Below are 19189 nucleotides of genomic sequence, written 5' to 3'. Positions count from 1 at the left end.
GCCGCGGTCACCGACACTCCGCTCAGTCCGGGGTGGTCACGGTAACCGCCCGCCCGTACGCCGAGGTGCCGACGACGTTGAACGCGCGCACCCGGTAGTGGTACGTCACGCCCCGGGCCAGCCCGGTGTTGGTGAACCCGCGCCCGCGCACCGTGAACGTGGCGACCTCCCGGGCGAACGCCGGGTCGAGGGCGCGCTGCACCACGAACCCGGAGCCGGGGCCACCCGGGGCGTCCGCCGCCCACGTCAGCGCCACGGTCGCGGTGTCCGGGCCGGGTGTGCCCGCCATGGCGGCCAGGGCCGTCGGCGGGGCCGGTCGGGGCGGGGTGGTCACGGAGGCGACCGTCGACCACGGCGACGCCGCCCCCAGGTACGTCGTGCGCACCCGGTAGTAGTACGTGGTGTCCGGCGCGACCACGGCGTCCAGGTGCTGCTCGTGCACCCCGACGGCGGTGGTGGCCGGTCCGCTGGTGAACGTCGGGTTGGTGGCCCGCTGCACGTCCACGCCCGTGGCGAAGGAGCGGTTGGCCCAGCGCAGCCCCACCCGCAGCGGAGCGGTCGGCGGGATCACGGCGGCCAGCCCGTGCGGCGCGGCCAGCCGCACCGCCGCGGGCACCCCGTTGGACCAGGCGGAGCAGCCCACCTCGTTCTCCGCCCGGATCCGGTAGTGGTACGTCACCCCGGGGGTGACGCTCGCGTCGGTGTGGCGGGTCGCCGCGGCGGCCACGGTGATCGTGGTGACCCCCTCGGTGAACGCGGGGTCGGTGGCCCGTTGCAGCAGGTGGCTGGCCGCCGGCGGGCGTCCGCCGCCGCCGGTCCAGGTCAGCGCGATGGCCGGCAGGACGGTCGCCGAGCCGGGTACGGGCGTGGCGGTCAGCCCGGTCGGGGCCTTCGGGGCGACCCGCAGCACCAGCGGCCGGCTCATGCCCTGGTCCCGGTGGCCGCCGAGCTGGCTGTGCCAGCGGTACTCCCACCCCATGTTGACCAGCTGGTTCACCACCGACGCGGGCCGACCGTCGACGGGGCTCACCGTGGTCGAGCCGATCCGGGCGCCGGCCGGCCGGGTCGGGTCGAGCAGCCGGACGCTGTCGCCGAGCTTGAACGGCAGGACGGGCGCGACGGGCCGCAGCGCGACGATCACGTCCTCCCGGGGGTTGACCCGGACCGTCTCCTTCCAGCCCAGCTCGTTCGGCTCGGGCGGGCGGATGCGGCCGTCCCAGCCGACCCGGTTGACCACCTGCACGTCGCAGCCGCCCACGTGCACCGGGTGGGTCTGCCGGGCGTTGCCGCTGATCCGCCAGAGCTGCGTGCCATCGGCGGGCGCGCCGACGGTTACCGACTCCTCGGCGACCACCAGGGTCTCGGTGGCCGGGTCGACCGGGCCGAGCGGCAGCGTCGCCGGGCCGAGGGGCCCCGCGTGCGGGTGGGCGACGCCCAGCCGGCCGGCGGCCCGCCCGTACGCCGGCTCGAAGACCTGCTGCACCGCCTTGACGTGCAGCGGCAGGGTCACCGGGGCGGTCGCCCCGGCCGGGGTGAAGGTGACCGTCGTGGCGTGCGCCGGCACCAGCGTCTCCCGGGCCGTGCGGGTGCCGAACGCCCGGTCGTACGCCGGCTGGGGCACGATCGGCGGGCGCTGGCTGGCCGCGTACGCGCCGGGCAGCCGCTCCGCGAGCCGGTCCACGTCGTACGGCTCGGCCGGCTCGCCGGCGACCCGGAACTGCAGCAGGGTGCGGGTGTTCGGCCCGTACCCGGGCAGCGTGCCGGGCAACCCGCCGACGCCGGTGCGGTCCGGCGCCCCGGTGTGCTGGTCGTACCTCGGGTCGAAGCGGGGCAGCGGGGCGGGACAGTCGTTGTACAGGATGAGCGTGGCCCCGGGCGGTACGGCCGAGAAGTCGACGACCACGTCGGCCCGCTCACCGGGGGCGAGCAGCAGGGCGTGCCCGTCGACGTTGAGCACGGTCGGGTCCTGCCGGTCGTACCGGTAGCCCACCGGGCGGCTCGGCAGCACCACGGGCGCCGGCAGCAGCCCGCACTCGTTGCCCACCTGGACGAACGCCGGCCCGGCGGCGCGCGGGTCGGGCACCCCGCCGTCCCGGCCGTCGGCCGGCCAGCCGGGGGGCCGGTCGGGGGAGCGGACGGCGTCCACCATGGGCACCTCGCCCGCGTCGGCGTCGCGCAGCCGGCCGTCCGGATCCCACATCGTCCCGTCGGAGCGGGCCCGGTAGAGCTGGAGGTTGAGGCTGCGGTCCGCGCAGGCGTTCAGGATCCGGAACCGGTACGCCTTCGGCGCCACCGTCAGGTACGGGTACGCGACGCCGTTGACCAGCGGCGTGTCCCCGTACGCCTCGGGCACCGCCGACGGGTGCGGCACGCCCGGCCGCAGCGGCGGCTCGTCGGGCGCGGCGACCGGGTCGTGGTACGGGTTCGGCACCGGGGCGGGTCCCGCCACCGCCTCGTCGGTCAGCGGGGCACGCGCCCACGGGCCGTAGTCCCAGCGGCCGGTCGGGTTGGTGCCCGCCGGCCGGTACGGGTTCTGCCGAGGCTGGTACACGTGCGGGTGCCACAGGCTGCCGAGGGCTCCCCACCGGTCCCGGTCCCAGGTCGGGTCCTGGGCGGCGAGCTGGGTGTCGTCCGGCACGAACGTCTTGTCCTCGACGACCAGCGGCAGCTGTTCGGCGGGGAGTACCCCGTCGGCGACGAGCTGTTCCTCGGCCGGGTCGGTGAGCAGGTAGAGCGCGAGCTGACCGGAGTGGACGGTCAGCCGGGACAGGCCGAGCGTGTTGTCGTGCAGCCACATCAGGCGGCCGCTCTGCTCGTTCGGGTAGTACAGCGTGGTCGCTCCGGGCCCCGGACGCGGCATGTCCGGGACGTGGGTCAGCCCCACCCCCGTCGGGTACGGGGTGATCTCCTGCGGCGGGGTGACCCACTGCCAGGGGTTGCCGGCGCTCGTCCAGCCGGTCTGCCCGCCGTACAGGTGCAGGACCGCCCGGTTCTGCGGGTACGGCGCCGGGCCGTCCAGCGGGCCGGCGCCGGCCCCGTCCAGGGTCGGATCGACCGGCAGGAACAGGTCGCCCGCTCGGCCGGTGGGCAGCTGGTTGATGAACTTGATCCGCACCGGCCGCCCGCGCCGGGCCATGATCACTGGTCCCAGGTGGTACGGCCGCTCCGGCGGGCGCACGGTGTTGTGCCCGGAGTCGTCGGTGCCGAGATTGAGCTGCCGGTAGCCGCGTAGCCGGGTCGCCGGCAGGTCCCGGTGCAGGCGCTGGGCGTACTCCTGGAGGCCGATCTCGTAGTAGTCGCAGCCCGGCCAGGTGATCGTGTCCGGCACCGCCACCGGCAGGTACCCGCCGAGGTCGGTGCGGCCGGCCTCGCCGGGCAGCGGGAGCGCGTCGACGAACTTGCGGATGCCGGTGCCGGGAACGACCCCGCCCCGCCCGTCCGGCACGGGCAGCGGGCTGCTGGCGAAGTTGGGCACCGGGCCGAAGCAGCGCGGAACCTCGGCCGGGTCCAGGGTGGTCGCGTCGGTGGCGTCTCCGGCGGCCCGGGCGGCGTCCTCGGCGGTCCGGGCGGCGTCCTCGGCGGCCCGGGTGGCGTCTCCGGCGGTCCGGGCGGTCGGCACCGTCGGTACCGCCTCCCGGCCGGCGCGGAGGACACGCTCCGTCCAGCTGGAGCGCAGTCTGCGGAACAGGACCATGGCCCTCCCCCGGGTCGGGGCGCTCCGGCCGCTGTCCCAGATGGGAACGGCCGGCCGCGCCCGGCGGGCTGCGACGATCGGTGAGCACTCAACCGCAGCATGCGACGCCGGGCGGGTGGTTAGGAATTACCCAATCGTCCCATTCTGGACCTGCTCGTGTCCGATGTCCGACGCCACCGCTTCGGGCCACGTCGCCAGACCAGCCCCAGTCGCTGCGCCCGCCGCCTCACGGTGTCGAATCGAGCCGCTCTCGATGTCCCGCGATCCGGTCCACGCCGGGTCACCCTGCGTAACGGTCGGCGGCATTTATCACGGACGGTGGCAACCGTGCGGGGTGGGCGAATCTTGTTTGCCTCCTTTGCTCTGCACCCGCCGAGGCAACCCCGGCGTGACCAGGCCCGACCGCGGTGGACCTGCCGCAGGCGGGCACAGCCGCCACTACTCAGCGTCCTTGTTGCGTGGATGAGTGCAGAGCAAAGTGGCTATGACTTGTCGTTGCTGCCGGGCGAGCGGTGACGCCGGGTGACGGCGGCCCGAGCGGTCAGGGTCGAGCCCGGGGGCGGGCCCGGGGGCGGGCCGGGCGGTCAGGGTCGGGCCCGGGGTCGGGCCCGGGGTCGGGCCCGGGGTCGCGCCCGGGGGCGGGCCGGGTGGGCAGGGCGGGTCAGGACGGCGGGGCGGGTTGGCAGACCGGGCACCAGTAGGTCACCCGATCGCCCAACTCCTCCTTGCGGATCGCCGTGCCGCACCGGCGGCACGGCTGCGCCCGCCGGCCGTACACGTAGTTGGTCTGCCCGCGGTGCAGCGACCCCGTGGTGCTCTGCGCCCACCGCCCCCGGTTCGCGGCCAGCAGTCTCTGCGCGAGGGCGACCGTGCCGGCCAGGTCCTGTACCGCGCCGACCGGGGTCCACGGTGAGATCCCGCGCAGGAAGAGCACCTCGCACTTGTACAGGTTGCCCACGCCGGCCAGGTTGCGCTGGTCGAGCAGTGCCTCACCGATCGGCGCCCCGGGGTGGGCGGCGAGCCGCCGGACCGCCTCGGCCGGGTCCCAGTCGGCGCCGAGCAGGTCCGGCCCGAGGTGCCCGACCAGCGTGTGCTCCTCGGCCGTCGGCACCAGGGCCAGCTCGTGCAGGTGGTAGCCCACGGCGACCGCGCCGGCGGTGCGCAGCACCGCCCGGATCAGCTGCGCCGGCCGGGCGGCCCAGCGCTCGCCCGGGGCGTACGCGCGCCAGGCGCCGTCCATGCGCAGGTGCGAGTGCAGCGTCCAGTCGGTGACGTCGGCGGGGCCGACCGGTCCCGGAGCGGCCAGCCGGAGCAGCAGGTGCTTGCCCCGGCTGGTCGACGCCCGGACCGTCCAGCCCGTCAGGTCGGTGGCGGCCAGCCGCGGCACCCGGAAGTCCGAGCCGGTCAGCCGGGCCCCGCCGAGGGCGCGCTCCAGCACGCGGGCGGTGTTCCAGACGGTGTCGCCTTCGGGCACCCCGTCATTGTCTCCCCGAACGTGGACCGGCTGCCCGGGTCAGGGGCGCTCCTCGGGGCGCGGCGGGCGCACCATGTCCTGGTAGCGGGGGTGGCTGGCGCCGTAGATCGCGAAGTTGAGCCGGGCGTGGGACAGGCTCAGGTCGCCGTTCGGGCCGCCCCGGACCACGTCGGCGTCGGCGTCGCCCTGGCCGTCGTCGGTCCAGAAACAAACCGGGCATGTGCCGCCGCCGGTCAGGTAGAGGCAACAGGGGCAGGCCGAGGGAACCCATTGATCACCCACCTGGTCAAGCATTCCACAATCACCCGGACGGCAGCAGCCCGGCCCGGTGGCCGGTCCGGACCGGCCGGAAGGGTCAGCCGAGCGCCGTGACCGGCACGAGGTCGCCCGGGGCCACCGCGAGCACGTCCGCCGCCCGGCCCCCGTTCACCGCGACGGCGACCAGGCCGGCGGAGTCGACGTACACGACCAGCTCGCCGGGCGGCGCGTCGCCGAACGTCCGCCCGTGCGCCGCCGGCCGCCCCGCTGCCGAGAGTCGGCCCGACAGCGGCGCCAGCAGGCTCCCGGGCGCCGCGAGCTGTACGTTGCCGAAGTGGTCGACGGTCAGCACCTCGGCGGCGAAGCCGTCGGCGGTGGCCCGCACCACCGGCTCGGGGAGCCGGACCAGCGTGGCGGGGTCGACGGCCGGACCGGCGTCGGCCAGCGGCGCGCCGAGGGCCAGCCGGGCCGCCACCGGGGCGAACACGTCGCGGCCGTGGAAGGTGCGGAACACCTCCGTCGCCAGCCACCGCGGGTTGGTCAGCTCGACGGCATCGGTGACCCCGCCCAGCGCGGCGGCGGCGTCCAGCAGCAGCCCGTTGTCCGGCCCGACCAGCACGCCGCCCGGGGCGGCCACGGCGATCCCGCGCCGGCTGGTGCCGACCCCGGGGTCCACCACCGCGACGTGTACGCCCGTCGGCAGGTACGGCACGGCCTGGGCGAGCACCGCCGCGCCCCGGCGTACGTCGGCCGGCGGGACCAGGTGGGTCACGTCGATCACCCGGGCGTCCGGCGCGATGCGCCCGATCACCCCGTGGCAGGCCGCCACGAACCCGTCGGTGAGTCCGTAGTCCGTCGTCAACGAGATCCACGCGGTGGCACCCATGCCGGGCACCCTAGTCGCCCGGCCGGCGCCCCGCTGCGGGCCATGGCCCCGGCCGGCTGCCGGGACCATGGCGCCCAGCGACAACAGGCCGCCCCACCAGACGCCCGCCGCGTCGACGTCGAGCTGACCGAGGCGGGCCGGGCCGCCTGGCGCGCCAGCGGCGCGGTGCCGACGCCGCCGGCGGGCCGTCAGCCGCGCAGGCGCAGGCCGCGGGGCGTCAGCCGCGCAGGCGCAGGCCGCGGGGCGTCAGCCGCGTAGACGCAGGCCGCGGGGCGTCAGCCGCGCAGGCGCAGGCCGCGGGGCGTCGGCCGGAAGCCGGCGGCGGTCAGCGCGTCGCGCAGCGGGGAGGAGGCGACCGCCTCCCCGTCGGCCCGCTCCACCGACATCGCGCCGAGCGCGCCGGAGTGCACCGCGTCGGCGAGGGCCTTGCCGGCCGTGGCGAGGGCGTCGGGGTCGGCGGTGAACGACAGGATCGTCCGCCCGCCCCGCTCGACGTAGAGCACCAGGTCGCCGCCGGCCAGCACCACCAGGGCACCCGCCTTGCGGCCGGCCCGGTGCCCGCTCGCCGGGGCGGCCCCGTCGCCGGAGTCGACCGCCCGCTCCGGCCAGGGCAGCGCGGCCCCGTACGGGTTGGCGGGGTCGGTGGCGGCGAGCACCACCGGCGCCGCGCCCCGGCCCCGGCCGCCCTCGGCGGGGTCGGCGAGGGCGCGGAGGCGGTCCACCGCCCCGGGCACCGCGAACTGGGCCGCGCCCAGCCCCTCGACGAAGTAGCCGCGCCGGGCCGCGCCGCGCTCCTCCAGCGCGGCCAGCACCGGGTAGACGGCGGCGAACCCGCCGCTCACCTGCTCGGCCGCGACCGCGCCCCGGGTCACCACCCCGTGCCGTTCCAGCAGCACGTCGGCGAGCGCGGCGGCCCGCCGGGTCGGGTCGAGGTCGCGCTCCGGCAGCCGGGACCAGCGGCCGGCCACGGTGGGCGGGCCGCTGCGACTGGGCAGCGCGAGGCGGCCGGGGCGGCGGTAGCGGGTACGCGGCGCGGACGGCCGGGACCGGTGCGCCCCGCCGCCGCCGAGCGCCGCGCGCAGCGGGGCGAGGGTGTCGTTGGTGAGGTGCCCGGCCCAGACGAGGTCCCAGATCGCGGCGGCGAGGGCGGCGTCGTCGGTCGAGGCGACCCGATCGGACAGCGACCGGAAGAACAGCGCCTGCCCGTCGGCGAGCGCGTCGAGCACCGCCTCGTGCAGCGGGGTGCGGGCGAGCGCGTCGTCCGGCGGGGGAAGCAGCAGCGGCGCCGCGTCGGCGTACGCCAGGGTGACCCAGCCGTCCCCGCCGGAGATCGCGCCGGAGCCGGCCCACACCACCTCGCCGCTGGCGCACAGCTCGTCGAGCTGGGCGGGGGAGTAGTCGGCGACGCGGCCGGGCAGCACGAGGCGTTCCAGCGCGGACGCCGGCACGGCCGCGCCCTGCAACTGCTCGACGGCGGCGGCCAGCGCCTCCACGCCCCGGGCCGACGAGCCGACCTGCTGCCAGCGGGGCAGGAACGCCGCCAGGGCCCGGGGCGGCACGGGCTCGATCTCCCGCCGCAGCGCGGCCAGGGACCGGCGGCGCAGCAGCCGCAGCACCTCGGCGTCGCACCACTGGGCGCCCACCGTGTCGGGGGCGAACTCGCCGGACACGACCCGCCCGGCGGCGGCGAGCCGGCGCAGCGCCTGCTCGACGACGGCCACCCCGAGGCCGAACCGGGCGGCGCAGGTGGCGGCGGCGAATGGGCCGTGGGTACGGGCGTACCGGGCGACCAGGTCGCCGAGCGGGTCGGCCACCGGCGCCAGGTACGCCTCGGCCACCCCGACGGGCAGCGCCACGCCGAGCGCGTCGCGCAGCCGGGCGGCGTCCTCCACGACGACCCAGCGATCCTCGCCGGCCACCCGCACCCGCAGCACCCGCCGGGCGGCCTCCAGCTCGGCGAGCCAGCCGATTGGCGCGCCGCGCACGGCCAGCTCGGCCTCGGACAGGTCGCCGAGCGTGCGCAGCAGCTCGATCACGTCCTCGGCGTCGCGGGGGCGACGCTGCTCGGTGAGCCAGCGCAACTGCCGCTCGGTCTCGGCCAGCACGGCCGGATCGAGCAACTCGCGCAGGTCGACCCGGCCCAGCAGCTCGCCGAGCAGCGCCGAGTCCAGCGCCAGGGCGGCGGCCCGCCGCTCCGCGAGGGGCGCGTCACCCTCGTACAGGAACGCGCCGACGTACCCGAACAGCAGCGAACGGGCGAACGGCGACGGCCGGTCGGTCTCCACCTCGACCAGGCGCACCCGACGGGCGGCCAGGTCGCGCATCAGGCCGGCGAGCGCGGGCTGGTCGAAGACGTCCTGGAGGCACTCCCGGGCGGCCTCCAGGGTGACCGGGAAGTCGGCGTACTCGCGGGCGACGTCGAGCAGTTGGGCCGCCCGCTGACGCTGCTGCCACAGCGGCTGGCGGCGGCGCGGATCCCGGCGGGGCAGCAGCAGAGACCGGGCCGCGCACTCGCGGAACCGGGCGGCGAACAGCGCGGACGTGCCGACCGACTCCTCGACCAGCTGGGCGATCTCGTCGGGGTCGAAGGCGATCACGTCCGCGCCGGGCGGCTCCTCGGCCGTGTCCGGCAGCCGCACCACGATGCCGTCGTCGGAGGACATCACCTGGGCGTCCACGCCGTACCGCTCGGCGAGCCGCCGGCCGATCGCCAACGCCCAGGGGGCGTTCACCCGGGCGCCGAGCACCGAGTGCACGGCGAGCCGCCAGTCGCCCAGCTCGTCGCGGAACCGCTCCACCACCACCGTCCGGTCGTCGGGCAGGGACCGGGTCGCGGCCTGCTGCTCCCGCAGGTACGCCATCAGGTTGCCGGCGGCCCAGTCGTCCAGCCCGCCGGCGCGCAGCGCGGCGACCGCCGCCTCGTCGCCCTGGCGGAGCAGGCCGCGCACCCGCGCGCCGATGGCCCGGCCCAGCTCCACCGGCCGGCCGGGCTGGTCGCCCTTCCAGAACGGCATCCGGGCGGCCTGGCCGGGGGCGGGAGACACCAGCACCCGGTCGGGGGTGATGTCCTCGATCCGCCACGACGACGAACCGAGCAGGAAGACGTCTCCGACCCGGGACTCGTAGACCATCTCCTCGTCCAGCTCGCCGACCCGGGCGGCCCGCTCCGCGCCGGCCAGGAAGACGCCGAACAGGCCCCGGTCGGGGATGGTGCCGCCGCTGGTCACCGCGAGCCGCTGGGCGCCGGGGCGGCCGGTGAGCACGTCGGCGGCGCGGTCCCAGACCAGCCGGGGGCGCAGCTCGGCGAACGCGGTCGACGGGTACCGGCCGGAGAGCATGTCCAGCACGGCGTGCAGGGCGGAGTCGGGCAGCTCGGCGAACGGCGCGGCCCGGCGCACCACGGCGGCCAGATCGCCGACCCGCCACGGCTCCAGCGCGACCATGGCGACGACCTGCTGGGCGAGCACGTCGAGCGGGTTGCGCGGGTGGCGCAGCTCCTCGATGGCGCCGTCGGCCATCCGCTCGGCGACGACCGCGCAGGAGAGCAGGTCGCCCCGGTGCTTGGGGAAGACCACCCCCCGGGAGACGGCGCCCACCTGGTGCCCGGCGCGCCCGACGCGTTGCAGGCCGGCGGCGACGCTGGGCGGCGCCTCGATCTGCACCACCAGGTCGACCGCGCCCATGTCGATGCCCAGCTCCAGGCTGGAGGTGGCCACCACGGCGGGCAGTTGCCCCGACTTCAGTGCCTCCTCGATGTGCCGGCGCTCCTCCCGGGACACGCTGCCGTGGTGCGCGCGGGCGATCACCGGTGGCGCGCCGGCCGTCGCGCCGGACTGGGCCATCACCTCGGCCGGCGGCCGGGCCGGGGCCGGGGGGCGCTCCCCGGCCAGCTCCTCGGCGGCCAGCTCGTTGAGCCGGGCGCACAGCCGCTCGGCGCCGCGCCGCGAGTTGGTGAAGACGATGGTCGAGCGGTGGGCCCGGACGAGCGAGAAGACCCGCTCCTCGACCGCCGGCCAGATCGAGGGCCGGCGGGGGCCGTCGAGGTCGCCTGCGGGCGCCTCCTGCTCGTCGAGGCGGGTCATGTCCTCCACCGGGACCTGGACGCTGACCTCGATCGTCTTCGGGGTGGCGGGCTGGACCACGTCGACCGGGCGGGCCCCGCCGAGGAACCGGGCGCAGGCGTCGACCGGGCGGACGGTGGCGGACAGGCCGATCCGCTGCGCCGGGGCGGGCAACAGCTCGTCGAGCCGCTCCAGGGACAGCGCCAGGTGTGCCCCGCGCTTCGTCCCGGCCACCGCGTGGACCTCGTCGACGATCACCGTCTCGACGCCGCGCAGCGAGTCCCGCGCGGCGGAGGTGAGCAGCAGGAACAGCGACTCGGGTGTGGTGATGAGGATGTCCGGCGGGGTGCGCGCGAAGGCCCGTCGCTCGTCGGCGGGGGTGTCCCCGGTGCGCATCCCGACGGTGATGTCCGGCGGCGCGACGCCCAGCCGGCTGGCGGCCTGCCGGATGCCGGCAAGGGGCGCGCGCAGATTGCGCTCGACGTCGACGGCGAGGGCCTTGAGCGGGCTGACGTAGAGCACCCGGCACCGCTGCCGGGCCTCGGCCGGGGGCGGTGCCTGGGCGAGCCGGTCCAGCGACCAGAGGAACGCGGCGAGCGTCTTGCCGGAGCCCGTGGGGGCGACGACCAGTGCGTTCCGGCCAGCCGCCACGGATCGCCAGGCGCCGGCCTGGGCGGCGGTGGGTGCGGCGAAGGCCGCGCCGAACCACTCGCGCGTCGCCGCGCCGAACCCGGCGAGCGCCTTCGCGGCGCCGGTCGCGCCGGGCACCCCCGCCGCGCTGGCCGCGCCGGGCACCCCCGCCGCGTCGGTCGCGCCGGGCCCGTCCGTCAATTCCGCCACCCGCCAATCCTGCCTCGCGGATGCGACACTCCGCCCCGCCGGGCGCGCCACCTGGCGGGCGTTTTAACCGTCTGGTACGTACATGAGATGTAAAGGGCGCTACAGCCGTTACGTCTTACTTAACAGCTTGCTTGTGCTCGGCAACATAAAGTAACTTCACCCGCAGCGCGAGGTGCGGAGGAGGGGCCATGGGCGAGGAGCGAGGCTGCGGGCCCGGCACCGACGTGCTCATCCGCAAGGTCGACGGTCACCTCGCCGCGCTCCGCGCCGGCCTGCAGGGCCCCGAGTTGGAGCTCGCCGAACGGCTCGCCTTCTGCCTGCGCGAGCTGGTCCGGCAGACCGCCCACTCCAGCGCGGCCGACCGCGGCCAGGTCCGCGCCGCGGTGCACTACTTCGTGCTGCGCCGGGAGAGCCGGGGCCGGTTGCTCTCCGTACGCTCCCTGGCTGCCGCCCAGCGCGTGGTCAACAAGGTGGTGCTCCAGCTCGGCCGTCCCGACCTGCTCGTGGAGGTGGGCCGCGACCACCCGCTCCTGGAGCCGGCGCTGCCGGCCGGCGACGTCTCCGCGCGGTGACCGACCCGGGCCGCCGCCCGTCCCGGATGCCCCTTCGGAGGGCACCGGTGCGAGGGTGCCCTTCCGTGCCGGAGGTGTTGACCAGGGGCCCTTCCCTCCTCCTTCAGCGAAAGCTCAGCCGACGCCGATAAAATGGCCGCATGATCGACTCCTCTGCCCAGGAGGGCAGCAGTAGCCAGCCGGGTCAGCCCCGGCATCCCCACGACCCGACGACCCCGGGAGCCCTGAGCGACCCGTGCTGATCGTCGTCGGACTCGTTCTCATCGTCGTTCTCACCGCCGCCACCGGTTACTTCGTGGCCCAGGAGTTCGGCTATGTCGCCGTGGACCGCGGCCGGCTCAGGCAGCTGGCCGACGGTGGCGACCAGGCCGCCGCCCGGGCCCTGGAGGTGACCGGCCGCCTCTCGTTCATGCTCTCCGGCGCGCAGCTCGGCATCACGGTGACCGCGCTGCTCGTCGGTTACGCCGCCGAGCCGTACCTGGGCGAGGGGCTGGCCGACCTGCTCGGCGTTGCCGGGGTCCCCACCGCGGTGGCCCTACCGCTGTCGGTCGCGCTGGCCCTGGTCATCGCGACCGTCGTGCAGATGGTCCTCGGCGAGCTGGCCCCGAAGAACCTGGCCATCGCCCGCCCCGAGCCGCTGGCCCGGGCGCTGGCCCGGTCGACCCTGATCTACCTGCGGATCGCCGGGCCGGTGATCACGCTGTTCGACAAGGCTGCCGTGCGGCTGCTGCGCCGGGTCGGCATCGAGCCGATCGAGGAGCTGCCCAGCGGCGCCACCCCGGAGGACCTGGAGCAGATCATCGCCGAGTCCCGCGACGAGGGGCACCTCGACGCGGAGATGTCCACCCTGCTCGACCGGGGGCTCGACTTCCGGGAGCTGACCGCCGGGGAGGCCATGGTGCCCCGGGTCGACGTGCACACCGTCCGGGCGGACGAGCCGCTGAGCCGGGTGGTCGAGCTGCTCGACACCGGGCACTCCCGCTTCCCCGTACGCGGCGCCGAGGGCGTCGACGACCTGGTCGGCGTGGTCGGCATCGCCGACGTGCTGGCCGTACGCCCGGCGGAGCGCGCGACCACCCCGGTCAGCGCGGTGGCCGTACCCCCGCTGCTGGTGCCGGAGACCCTGCCGCTGCCGACGGTGCTGGACCGGCTCCGGGTCGGGCACCGGCAGCTCGCCTGCGTCGTCGACGAGTACGGCGGTTTCGCGGGCGTGATCACGCTGGAGGACATCGCCGAGGAACTGGTCGGCCCGATCCGCGACGAGGACGACCCGCCGGAGCGGGCCCCCGCCCGGCAGGACGACGGGTCGTGGGTGGTCCCCGCGCGCTGGCGGATCGACGAGGTCGCCGACAGCACGGGCATCGCCCTGCCCGAGGCGCCCGAGTACGACACCCTGTCCGGCCTGGTCATGCGGGAGCTGGGCCGGGTGCCCGAGGTCGGCGACCGGCTGGAGATCGCGTTGCCGGTCGACGGCGAGGCCGAGGTCGAGCCGCGCGCCCTCGTCGAGGTGCTCGCGGTGGACCGGCACGTGGCCGACTCGGTCCGGCTCCAGCTCACCGGCGCCGCGGCCGGTGCGGGCGGGCACGAGGAGGAGGCCGCATGAGCCCGGGTGTGGCGCTGTTCGTCTCCGTGGTGCTGCTCGCGCTGAACGGGTTCTTCGTGGCCGCCGAGTTCGCGCTGGTGGCCAGCAAGCGGTACCGGCTGGAGCAGGCGGTCGCCACCGGCGGCGGCCGGGGCGCCCGCGCGGCGCTGGACGGCGTACGCGAGCTGTCCCTGATGCTGGCCGGCGCGCAGCTCGGGATCACGCTGTGCACGCTGGGCCTGGGTGCGCTCGCCGAGCCGGCGATCGAACACCTGCTCAGCCCGGTGCTGCACGCCGTGGGGCTGCCCGAGGCGGCCAGCCACGTCGTGGCCCTGGTCTTCGCCCTGGCGCTGGTCACCTTCCTGCACCTCGTGGTCGGCGAGATGGCCCCGAAGTCGTGGGCGATCACCGACGCGGAGCGCTCGGCGAGCCTGCTTGCGCTGCCGTTCCGGGCCTTCGCCCGGGTCGCCCGGCCGGTGCTGTCGATGCTGAACGCGCTGGCCAACGCGATCCTGCGGCTGGTCCGGGTACGCCCGCAGGACCAGCTCGCCCAGGTGCACGGGCCGGACGAGCTGCGCATGCTGCTGGAGCAGTCCCGGGAGCACGGGCTGCTCGGCGCGGAGCAGCACCGGATGCTCACCAGCATGCTGGAGTTGCAGGGCACCACGGTCGCGCAGGTGATGGAGCCCTTCGACCAGATCGTCACGGTCCACCGGAACGACCCGGCGGAGCGGATCGAGCAGGTCTCCCGGGACAGCGGCCGGTCCCGGCTGGCCGTCCTGGACGACGGCGGCGAGGTGTGCGGGCTGGTGCACGTCCGGGAGGCGGTGCGGGCCACGACCACGGGCCGGCCGGCCACCGCGGGTGAGCTGATGAGCGCCGCGTTCACGCTGCCGGCGGCGGCCTCGGTGACCGAGGCGGTGGCCGCGATGCGCGGCCGGCAGTCGCAGCTCGCCCTGGTCCGCAACGGCGGCGGCCCGACCCGCCCGATCGGCTTCGTCGCGCTGGAGGACCTGCTGGAGGAGGTCATCGGCGAGTTCGACGACGAGACCGACCCGGTGCCCCGGGGCCGCCGGATGCGCTGACCGTCTCCTCCCGCCGGCCCGCCGGCGCCCGGATGGGCGCTGGCGGGCCGGCGGCCTTCCTCGGGGGGCGATCGCGAGGACTGCCCTGCCCCTCGCGGGGAACCCGCGAGGGGGAGGCGAGCGGCGTGCGGCTGACGGGGGTGTCACCGGAGTCCGGCTGGACCGGACTGGCGGTACGTACCACGCTGCCCAATCCGAGCACCTGCCCGGGACTGCGGCTGCCCGGCCGGGTGACGCTCACCGCCGGCCCGGACGACGTGCCGGTCCGGCACGTCCGGCTGGGCCTGGTCACCCAGGTCGAGCCCGACGACCCGGGGGCGCCCCGCAAGCTCGTCCAGTTCCACCAGGTGCCGATCGCCGGGGCGTTCGTGGTGCCGGCCAATCGGCGGCGGGCGGTCGACTTCGCGCTGCCGCTGCCCTGGGAGACCCCGGTGACGATCTTCGGCGGGGTGCCGCTGATGAGCCTGCGGATGGGCCTGCGGACCGAGGTGTCGATCGACGTGGACCTGGAGCAGGGCGCCATGGTGCCGGTCTTCGTGCATCCGCTGCCGACCCAGCGGCACGTGCTGGCCGCGCTGGACACGCTCGGCTTCACCATGCGCCAGGCCGGGCTGGTGCAGGGGCGGCTGCCCGGGGTGGCGCAGACCCTGTCGCTGCACCAGCGGCTCGGCTGGTGGGTGGGGCCGCTGTACGCCGGGCCGATCACCGAGCTGGAGGTGATCTTCGTGGCGAACGCGGCCGGCCTGGAGGTGATCCTCTGGGCCGACCGGCGGCTCGCCCTGGCCGGGGTCACCCACCAGAGCATCAGCCGGTTCCGCGTCTGGCACACGGGAGCCGACCAGGCCGACTGGGTCGCCGTGGTGGACGGCTGGCTGCGGCAGACGATCAACCGGCACGCCGACATGGCGTCCGACGCCCACTGGTCGGCCCGGATCACCGAGTCCGCGCACGTCAGCCGCCATCCGGACGAGCCGGTCCGCCCCGGCTACGGCCTGGGCGGCACGGCCGGCGGCGCCGGCATCGGCGGCGGCTCCGGCGACGGCACCTGACCGCCCGCGGCCGGTGGGTTCCGGGCGCAACTTCAGGGAAGTTGTCCCCTGCGCACAGCGCGGAGGCCGCAACTTCCCCGAAGTTGCGGCCTCCGCGCCTACACCGTGGCCGCGCCTACACCGTGGCCGCGCCTACACCGTGGCCGCGCCTACACCGTGGCCGCGCCTACACCGTGGCCGCGCCTACACCGTGGCCGTGGCTAGCTTGATGCTGAAGCCGAGGAAGAGGGCCGCCACGCCCGTCGTCGCGCCGGCCGCGAGCCGGTGCCGGCGGCGGAACTGGGCGGCCAGGAACGTCCCGGCGAAGATCAGCACGGTCAGGTACAGCGCGCTGGTGATCTGCGCGACCAGCCCGAGCAGCAGGAACGACAGCGCCGGCCAGGCGTACCCGGGGTCGACGAACTGGATGAAGAACGAGATGAAGAACAGGATCGCCTTGGGGTTGAGCAGGCTGACCACCAGCGCCCGCCGGAACGGGCTGCGCAGCTGCGCCGGCTCGGCGGCGTCGATCAGGCGCGGCGTGGCCGGGTCGTTGCGGTCGCGCCAGCGCCGCCACGCCCCGCGCAGCATCGTCAGCGCGATGTAGCCCAGGTACGCCGCGCCGGCGTACTTCACCGCGAGGAACAGCGGCGGGTACGCCTTGAGCAGCGACGCCACCCCGGCGGCGGAGAGGAACATCAGCACCCCGTCGCCGACGAAGACGCCACTGGCGGCGCGGTAGCCGGCCCGTACCCCGCGCTTGGCCGCGGTGGAGAGCACGAACAGCGAGTTGGGGCCGGGGAGCAGCACGATCGCCACGGTCCCCAGCAGGTACGTCCAGATGTCGGTGATACCCAGCACGCCGGACATCATCGCGCCGTCGCGTTCGCGGCGCGAAGCCGGTCCCGGAGCCGGAGCTGTGCGCTCGGCCACTCGTCGACCGTCATCGCGTACTGCACCGTGTCCCGCCACGAGCCGTCGGGCCGCAGCCGGTGCTTCCGCAGCACCCCCTCGCGGCTGGCGCCGAGCCGCTCGATCGCCCGCTGGGAGCGCTCGTTGCGGAGGTCGGTGTGCCAGACCACCCGTACGGCGCCCAGCTCGTCGAACGCCCGGGCGAGCAGCAGCAGCTTGGCCTCCGTGTTGATCCCCGTCCGCCACCAGGGCCGCCCCAGCCAGGTGTGCCCGATCGCGACCGACCGGCGCTCCGGGTCCACCTCGTAGTACGAGGTCGTGCCCACCACCGCCCCGGTGACCGCGCAGCGCTGCACCCACGGCACCCGGTCGCCCCGGTGGTGCGCGGCCAGCGCCGCCCGGACGATCTGCGCCGTCTCGGCCGGCTCGCCGGGCAGCGGGCTGCCGAGGTGCCGCCAGACCTCCGGGGCCGCGGTGGCGGCGTGCAGCTCGTCGGCGTGGGCGAGGTCGAGCGGTTCGAGGACGACGTGTGCGCCGCGCAGCGTCACCGGCTCCAGCCAGGGCGAGCGGGCCGGCCGCAGGTACGCCGGCAGCGGCGCGGTCACTCCCGCGTCCGGCTCCGGCTGCCCGGCGGTCAGCCGCAGCGGCACCACCCCGGCCCAGTACGGCAGGTCGCGGTCGCTCCCGTCGTCGCCCACCCCGTGGGCGCGGGCGCGCACCGACACCTCGCGTAGCGGCAGCGCCAGCACGGCGGTCTCGGCCAGTTCCTTGCGGCTCGGCGGCCGGCTGTCCGCGGCGCGTCCGGCGCCCACCTTCTCGACCAGGGCGGTCATCGCGGCCGCCTTCTCCGCCGGGTCGGTGACCAGGTGGGCGGTGCCGTGGGCGACCACCGACCGGTAGTTGGCGCTGTGGTTGAACTGGGAGCGCGCGTAGACCAGCCCGTCGAGCAGGGTCACCGCCACGCAGACCGGCAGGCCGTCGCCGCGGGCGGCGAGCAGCGGCCGGGCGCCGGTGGAGCCGTGCAGGTAGAGGGTGTCGCCGACGCGGACGTGCAGGGTGGGCAGCACGCGCGGCTCGCCGTCGACGATGAACCCGAGCGTGCAGTGGTGCGCCTCGTCGAGCACCGCGTGGGCGGCTGCCCGGTCGTAGCTCATCCGGTCCCGCATCCGGGTGGCGGTGGTCGGGGGGGTGGGTGGGTACATGCGGCAGCCACCTTTTGTGCTAGTACAATCTCTGGTTTGTGTCAGCACGCTATCAGGTCACCGGCGCGACGGCCGCCGCGATTTCGGCCAGCATCGAGTCGGGCATCCGGGCCGGCGCGCTCCCGGCCGGCGCCGCCCTGCCGCCGGTGCGGGGCCTCGCCGCCGAGCTGGGCGTCAGCCCCGCCACCGTCGCCCGCGCGTACCAGGAACTGCGCCAGCGCGGCCTGCTCGCCACCGCCGGCCGGCACGGCACCAGGGTGCGGCCCCGGCCGCCCGTGGCCACCCGCCGCGCCCGGCGGCCGTCCCCGGCGCCCGGCGCCCGCGACCTGTCCCTCGGCGAGCCCGACACCCGGCTGCTGCCGCAACTCGGCCCGCACCTGGCCGCCCTCGCCGCCGACGCCGGCGCCCCCCTCGGGTACGCCTCCGTCGGCGTCCTGCCCGAGCTGGCCGACGCCGCCCGGGAGCGGCTCGCCGCCGACGGGGTCCCGGCCGACGAAATCACCGTGACCGGGGGCGCGCTGGACGGCATCGAGCGGCTGCTCGCCGCCCACCTGCGCCCCGGCGACGCGGTGGCGGTGGAGGACCCGAGCTGGGCCAACCTGCTCGACCTGGTCGCCGCGCTCGGGCTGCGCCCGATCGGGGTGCCCGTGGACGACGAGGGGCCCGCGCCGGCCGGGGTGGCCGCCGCCCTCGCCGCCGGGGCGCGCGCCCTCGTGGTGACCAGCCGGGCGCAGAACCCGACCGGGGCGGCCGTCTCCGCCGACCGGGCCGCCGAGCTGCGCGCGCTCCTCGCCGGCCGGCCCGACCTGCTGCTGATCGAGGACGATCACGCCGCCGAGCTGGCCCGCGTACCGCTGCACCCGCTCGCGGGGGCGACCCCGGCATGGGCCTTCGTCCGGTCGGTCAGCAAGCCGTACGGGCCGGACCTGCGGCTCGCCGTGCTGACCGGCGACGAGGCCACGGTCGCCCGGGTCGCCGGCCGCGCCCGGCTCGGCGCCGGCTGGGTCTCCACCGTGCTGCAACGCCTCGTCCTGGCGCTCTGGCGCGACCCGGCCACCGCCGGCCTGGTGCGGCGGGCCGCCGAGAGCTACGACCGGCGGCGCGTGGCCCTGCTCGGCGCGCTCGCCGCGCGCGGCCTGCCCGCCCGCGGCCGCACCGGCATCAACGTCTGGCTTCCCGTGCCGGACGAGACCGGCGCGCTGACCGCCCTGCGCGACGCGGGCTGGGCGGTCGCCCCGGGCGCGCTGTACCGGATCGCCGCCGAGCCCGGCCTGCGGATCACGGTCAGCCCGCTCGACGACGCCGACGTCGGGCCCCTCGCCGACGCGGTGGCCGCCGCCGTACGCCCGGACGGCCCGCCCGGTTTCGCCGCCTGACGGCCCGCCCGGTTTCGCCGCCTGACGGCCCGCCCGGTTTCGCCGCCTGACGGCCCGCCAGGCTCCACTGCCTGGCCCGCCTGGCGGCCCGCCCGGCACCTGCCGGCCTCGCCCGTCGTCGGCGTGTCGTGCTCCGTTGCCAGGTGGCGGCCGGTGCCCGGAGCCCGCCCGCGGGCCCGCCCGGCCCGCCTGCCGCGTGAGTCCCGCCCGACGGGGTAG

Annotated in this window: 12 protein-coding genes; 5 read left to right on the top strand and 7 right to left on the bottom strand. The window is 76.5% G+C overall.

What is annotated here, in order from left to right; genetic code table 11:
* Positions 1–22 precede the first annotated feature (22 nt).
* From ABGB16_RS11125 to ABGB16_RS11105, 5 genes are all read right to left on the bottom strand, one after another.
* The gene (locus tag ABGB16_RS11125; RefSeq protein ID WP_347667911.1) at positions 23–3694 is read right to left on the bottom strand and encodes a multicopper oxidase domain-containing protein; all 3672 of its coding nucleotides are present in this window, start codon (positions 3692–3694) and stop codon (positions 23–25) included.
* Positions 3695–4355: 661 nt separating this feature from the next.
* Entirely contained in the window at positions 4356–5168 is an 813-nt protein-coding gene (locus tag ABGB16_RS11120) for a zinc finger domain-containing protein (RefSeq protein ID WP_347667910.1), read from the bottom strand.
* Positions 5169–5207: 39 nt separating this feature from the next.
* Positions 5208–5462 (bottom strand): CPCC family cysteine-rich protein, encoded by a 255-nt coding sequence (locus ABGB16_RS11115; RefSeq protein WP_347667909.1) that lies wholly within the window; start codon positions 5460–5462, stop codon positions 5208–5210.
* Between the two features lie 61 nt (positions 5463–5523).
* Positions 5524–6312 (bottom strand): SAM-dependent chlorinase/fluorinase, encoded by a 789-nt coding sequence (locus tag ABGB16_RS11110; protein WP_347667908.1) that lies wholly within the window; start codon positions 6310–6312, stop codon positions 5524–5526.
* 275 nt (positions 6313–6587) lie between these two features.
* Positions 6588–11141, bottom strand: coding sequence for an ATP-dependent helicase (locus ABGB16_RS11105; RefSeq protein ID WP_347667929.1), 4554 nt, complete (start codon positions 11139–11141; stop codon positions 6588–6590).
* Between the two features lie 260 nt (positions 11142–11401).
* On the opposite strand from ABGB16_RS11105, the gene ABGB16_RS11100 reads away from it, so the two are divergent.
* The 4 genes from ABGB16_RS11100 (at position 11402) to ABGB16_RS11085 (ending at position 15501) form a co-directional block, all read left to right on the top strand.
* Positions 11402–11785: a hypothetical protein gene (locus tag ABGB16_RS11100; protein ID WP_347667907.1), complete on the top strand. Its 384-nt coding sequence runs from the start codon at positions 11402–11404 to the stop codon at positions 11783–11785.
* A 235-nt stretch (positions 11786–12020) separates the two neighbouring features.
* A complete protein-coding gene (locus ABGB16_RS11095) occupies positions 12021–13388 on the top strand; it encodes a hemolysin family protein (protein WP_347667906.1) in 1368 nt (455 codons plus the stop codon).
* The gene (locus ABGB16_RS11090) at positions 13385–14452 is read left to right on the top strand and encodes a hemolysin family protein (protein WP_347667905.1); all 1068 of its coding nucleotides are present in this window, start codon (positions 13385–13387) and stop codon (positions 14450–14452) included. The genes ABGB16_RS11095 and ABGB16_RS11090 overlap by 4 nt, the downstream gene beginning before the upstream one ends.
* Positions 14453–14577: 125 nt before the next feature.
* Complete coding sequence (locus ABGB16_RS11085; protein ID WP_347667904.1) at positions 14578–15501, top strand: sporulation protein; 924 nt, start codon at positions 14578–14580, stop codon at positions 15499–15501.
* Positions 15502–15684: 183 nt separating this feature from the next.
* Here ABGB16_RS11085 and leuE read toward each other — a convergent pair whose 3' ends face one another.
* Both leuE and ABGB16_RS11075 read right to left on the bottom strand, forming a co-directional pair.
* Positions 15685–16353: a leucine efflux protein LeuE gene (gene leuE, locus ABGB16_RS11080; protein WP_347667903.1), complete on the bottom strand. Its 669-nt coding sequence runs from the start codon at positions 16351–16353 to the stop codon at positions 15685–15687.
* Complete coding sequence (locus tag ABGB16_RS11075; RefSeq protein WP_347667902.1) at positions 16350–17594, bottom strand: bifunctional pyridoxamine 5'-phosphate oxidase family protein/GNAT family N-acetyltransferase; 1245 nt, start codon at positions 17592–17594, stop codon at positions 16350–16352. Before ABGB16_RS11075 ends, leuE begins: the two co-directional genes overlap by 4 nt.
* Before the next feature lie 38 nt (positions 17595–17632).
* Here ABGB16_RS11075 and ABGB16_RS11070 point away from each other — a divergent pair, with 38 nt between their 5' ends.
* Entirely contained in the window at positions 17633–18970 is a 1338-nt protein-coding gene (locus ABGB16_RS11070; RefSeq protein ID WP_347667901.1) for an aminotransferase class I/II-fold pyridoxal phosphate-dependent enzyme, read from the top strand.
* The last annotated feature ends 219 nt before the right edge of the window (positions 18971–19189 follow it).

The sequence above is a fragment of the Micromonospora sp. B11E3 genome (genome assembly GCF_039871625.1).
Taxonomy (GTDB): Bacteria; Actinomycetota; Actinomycetes; order Mycobacteriales; family Micromonosporaceae; genus Micromonospora.
This window is presented reverse-complemented; position numbering and strand designations above follow the sequence as displayed.

Bases quoted from the DNA above. Each gene is read 5' to 3' on its own strand.
- ABGB16_RS11125 (WP_347667911.1), bottom strand. From the start codon at position 3,694: ATGGTCCTGTTCCGCAGACTGCGCTCCAGCTGGACGGAGCGTGTCCTC.
- ABGB16_RS11115 (WP_347667909.1), bottom strand. From the start codon at position 5,462: ATGCTTGACCAGGTGGGTGATCAATGGGTTCCCTCGGCCTGCCCCTGT.
- ABGB16_RS11110 (WP_347667908.1), bottom strand. From the start codon at position 6,312: ATGGGTGCCACCGCGTGGATCTCGTTGACGACGGACTACGGACTCACC.
- ABGB16_RS11100 (WP_347667907.1), top strand. From the start codon at position 11,402: ATGGGCGAGGAGCGAGGCTGCGGGCCCGGCACCGACGTGCTCATCCGC.
- ABGB16_RS11090 (WP_347667905.1), top strand. From the start codon at position 13,385: ATGAGCCCGGGTGTGGCGCTGTTCGTCTCCGTGGTGCTGCTCGCGCTG.
- leuE (WP_347667903.1), bottom strand. From the start codon at position 16,353: ATGATGTCCGGCGTGCTGGGTATCACCGACATCTGGACGTACCTGCTG.
- ABGB16_RS11075 (WP_347667902.1), bottom strand. From the start codon at position 17,594: ATGTACCCACCCACCCCCCCGACCACCGCCACCCGGATGCGGGACCGG.